Source organism: Peptoniphilus hominis (ex Hitch et al. 2025) (assembly GCF_040096015.1).
Lineage (GTDB): Bacteria > Bacillota > Clostridia > Tissierellales > Peptoniphilaceae > Peptoniphilus_A > Peptoniphilus_A hominis.
Window position 1 is genome coordinate 1 of sequence record NZ_JBBMFO010000076.1, and the last position, 778, is coordinate 778.

Here is a 778-nt window from a genome sequence, read left to right on the forward strand (position 1 = left end):
CAATACATTAGTCCATATTCTGCTATTTGTTTTGCATCTATATTGTCATTTTTTGCTTTTCTAAAGTTTAATGCTCGGCAAAATTGTTTCATCTTTAATGGATTTATTACTGTTACAAAGTAGCCTCTTTCTTTTAATTCATAAAGTATTGGTAGATGATATTTTCCTGTTGCTTCCATTGTTATTTTTACTTCTTCTTTTATTTTTTCTAGTTTCTTTAATAATTCTTCGACTTTAGTTTTGTTTAGAGAAACATCAAATGGTTTCCAGATTATTTTGCTTCCTTGTTCTAATGCACAAACTGTAAATTTTTCTTTTGATATGTCTATTCCTGCAGATATCATGGTTATCCTTCTTTCTTTTTATTTTGTAGTTTCTACCTGCACCATTACACTCATTTTAGCCTGTGACACGGACGTTTTGCCCAACCTGCTTAACCGAATATGAATAATGAAAAGGTAGTTGACAGTTTTTTTGACGGATATTTCAACCCTAAAAGCGCCTCGTCATACTACTTCTTCATTATACAAAAATAGTGCAAGATAGGAATTACTTCCTTTCTTACACTATTTATGGTACTAAAAAACTCTGGCATACTTTAAGTACTACCAGAGTTAATTATTTTATTCAAAATTCAATTAAATCTTATTCAAATTTTCCGTGACAGTTTTTATATTTTTTTCCACTTCCGCATGGACATAGGTCATTTCTTCCAACCTTTTTTTCTTTTCTCACATAAGGTTTTTGTTTTCCGTCATCGGGATTTACTGTTTCTACT

The 778-nt window shown here is 30.5% G+C and carries 2 protein-coding genes; both read right to left on the minus strand.

The features are described from left to right. Positions 1–344, minus strand: a 344-nt coding sequence (locus WMO19_RS09820; protein ID WP_349171685.1) for an IS110 family transposase, incomplete at its 3' end; no start/stop codon positions are given. Between the two features lie 301 nt (positions 345–645). After that, a partial coding sequence (locus tag WMO19_RS09825) for an SEC-C metal-binding domain-containing protein (protein WP_435891063.1) occupies positions 646–778 on the minus strand: 133 nt, incomplete at its 5' end.